General features: G+C 68.3%; 2 protein-coding genes. Both read right to left on the bottom strand.

Annotated elements, in window-relative coordinates; genetic code table 11:
- Window positions 1-25 precede the first annotated feature (25 nt).
- Window positions 26-1,102, bottom strand: a complete 1,077-nt coding sequence (locus LKD37_RS17170) for a hypothetical protein (RefSeq protein WP_302930281.1) — start codon at window positions 1,100-1,102, stop codon at window positions 26-28.
- Window positions 1,103-1,104: 2 nt separating this feature from the next.
- Window positions 1,105-2,481 carry a radical SAM/SPASM domain-containing protein gene (locus LKD37_RS17165; RefSeq protein WP_302930280.1) on the bottom strand — a complete coding sequence of 459 codons (1,377 nt, stop codon included), beginning with the start codon at window positions 2,479-2,481 and terminating at the stop codon, window positions 1,105-1,107.
- Between the last annotated feature and the right edge of the window lie 320 nt (window positions 2,482-2,801).

Here is a 2,801-nt window from a genome sequence, read left to right as displayed (position 1 = left end):
GTGCGCCGGGGGCGCACGCCATTTCTTATTGCTCTATTTCCCGGGTAAGCTCCTGGTCCAGATGCACCGCGCCATAGAGGTTCTTGGCGCTGCATCCGGCCCGGCCGCCGCCGGCACAGGCGCAGGCGCACGCACAGGCGCAGCTGCTGGCGCAGGCGCAGTGTCCCCCGCCGCCGAAGCCGCCCCCTCCGAAGCCGCCTCCCCGGCTGCCGCCGCCGAAGCCGCCGCTGCGGGGCGGTTTCGGTTTTTCCCGGGTACCGTGGGAGCCGGGCCGGGGCCGTCCGTCGGGTCCCGCCGGATACCACAGGCCGCTGACGAACACATAGTGGGTGCCGAAGCCGCCCCGATATCCGTCGGAGGCCGCCGCCACCCTGACGATAAGGAACACCACCACCAGCAGGATCACCAGCCCCACCAGACCCAGGCCGCCGTCGTCCTGGTAATCCGGGTCATATCCCGGATCGTATCCCGGATCGTTGTCCTGGGGCAGGTTGTCCCGGCTGCCCTCCTGGGCCAGCTGGGCGGGCCAGCTGTCGTACCGGACAGTAAAGTCCAGCTGCTGGCCGTGGTCCAGGTCCGTCAGGACCGCCGCATGGTCCCCGCCGGTATTTCCCAGGGAGTCCACGCCGTCCACCCCCGCCGGATCGTGCCAGGTCAGGGTCATCTGCCCCACCCGGGCCTCGTTGAACCAGCCGGGGGTATAGACATACTCCACGGAGCCGTCGGCCCCCAGGGTGTACATATACTCCTGGATCCAGCTGTAGGAGAACCGGAAGGTCTCCCCGTCGTCATAGTCCCGGTTGAAGTACACATACATATAGCTGTTGTCGAAGCTCAGGCGGTCGATGTTGTCCGTCAGGGCCTGCTCCTGGCGGATGCTGCCGTTGGGCACGCCGATCTTCACCCAGCTGACAGGCCCCTCCGCCAGCACCGTCCACTCCAGGGTCACCTGGATCCGCAGGCTGCCGTCCTGGGTGTTGGGGGTCACGTCCACAGAGTAGGACTCGATGCGGTCCAGGTCCTGGGCGAAGGCCGTATGTACCGGCCCCAGGGCCAGCACCAGACACAGGCACAGCATCGCCCGGCACAGAATTTTACGCATGGTCAGCAGCCCCCTTCCTGCCGCAGCTGGCAGATGTGCTCCATTTTGGCGCTTTCCGCCCGGATGCGGCGGCATGGCTCGCCGTCCCAGATGCCGCGCCAGTCGTCGGTCAGCAGATTCCCCAGGCCCGGGCCCTCCAGCCAGCTCTGGCAGGGCAGCACCGTGCCGTCCGGGGCCAGGGCCATGTTGGACAGGCACGCCCCGCAGCTGGGGATCAGGTGCAGGCCCATGTCCCGGAGGGCCTCCTCCGGCAGCCAGCCGGGGCTGGTGAAGTCCAGCTCCATGCCCAGGCCGTGGGCCGTTTCCGCCGCCCGGCGGAGGATGTCCGTCAGCTCCTCTTGGCTCAGCCGGGTGGCCCGGCTCTCCTCCCCGGCGGCGGAGCCGGTGGGGATCAGCCCCGAACAGGTGACGTACCGCACCCCCAGGCCGTGGACGAACCGCAGGGTTTCGGCATAGTCCCGGTTCAGGCTGCACAGGGGCGTGTTCACCGACACGATCAGCCCCGCCGCCGCGGCATTGCGGATGCCCTGCACCGTGTCGTCGAAGCCCTCCGCCCCCACCAGGGCGTTGTGGACGTCCCGCCGGGCGTCGTACAGCGTCACCTGCACGCTGTCCAGGCTGGCCTCAGACAGACTGCGGCACAGCTCCGGCGTCAGCAGGCGGCCGTTGGTGTTCAGCCGGGTGACGAACCACTGGGCCGCCTCCACCAGCTCCGGCAGGTCCGGCCGCAGGGTGGGCTCCCCGCCGGTGAAGGTCACCTGGGGGATGTTGGCCCGGCGCAGCTTCTCTAAAAGCTCCCGCCACTGGTCCGTGGTCAGCTCCGGCGTCTCCCCCAGGGTCTGCCCGGCGGCGTAGCAGTGCAGGCACTTCTGGTTGCAGTGCCACCGGCCCTCCCGGGTCATGGCGCTGATCATCAGGTCCATCCGGTGGGGGGCGGACATCCGCCCGGCGTATTCGCCCAGGGAGAGGGCTCCCACCTCCGCCGGAGGCTCCTGCCCCCGGGCGATGGCCACGATGCTCCGGAGCATCAGCTCCAGGTCCCCCAGCAGAACGGCTTTCCCGGTGCCGGGATAGGTGCGGCGGGTGGCCTTCACCGCCGCCGAAAGCATGGACTGCCAGTCCTGCTCTCCGATCTCCCGGCCGCTCCAGGGCTCCAGCTGGTCCATGAAATTGGCCAGCAGGATAGCCCAGCTCAGATTCAGGGGCACCAGCTGCGCCCCGTTCAAAAGCAGAAGAAACGGGTCGGCGGGGTCCTCCGTCCGGGGCGGGATCATGTGGATGCGCACCACGCCGGGACCCCGTGGGTCGATGGTGATGTGGCGCACATAGTCCAGGCGGCTGCGGCGATACCGCCGTTCCAGCCAGGTCATTTTTGCCATATTGCGTCTCCTTTTATGGGTAATGGGTTTTCGGGGGGTCCGGGAATCGTTCCGTTCCTACGCGGCAGGGCACATGGGCCCTGCCCTACGGGATATTCTATCGGCACACGCCTTGTAGGGCGGGGCCCGCGTGCCGGCAATCCTTCAATACACATTCTCGTAGGGCGGGGCCCATGTCTGCCCACCATCGTGCCAGCCGACTCTCGGCCGCTGTCGCGGCGACAGTCGGAGCACTTCCTCGAAATCGCCTCGCTTCATCCGCCACCGGCGGCGCTTCGGCGATTCTCTGCCGACAAACGCGGCGGCGCGGGAAAACCCCG

This window comes from Brotocaccenecus cirricatena (assembly GCF_020687045.1).
In the GTDB taxonomy this organism is placed as follows: Bacteria; Bacillota; Clostridia; order Oscillospirales; family Oscillospiraceae; genus Vescimonas; species Vescimonas cirricatena.
The sequence above is the reverse complement of the archived record's forward strand: the minus strand, read 5'-3'. Positions and strand labels throughout refer to the sequence as shown.

Excerpts from the sequence above, each read along its gene's own strand:
- LKD37_RS17170 (WP_302930281.1), bottom strand. The coding sequence starts at position 1,102 with ATGCGTAAAATTCTGTGCCGGGCGATGCTGTGCCTGTGTCTGGTGCTG.
- LKD37_RS17165 (WP_302930280.1), bottom strand. The coding sequence starts at position 2,481 with ATGGCAAAAATGACCTGGCTGGAACGGCGGTATCGCCGCAGCCGCCTG.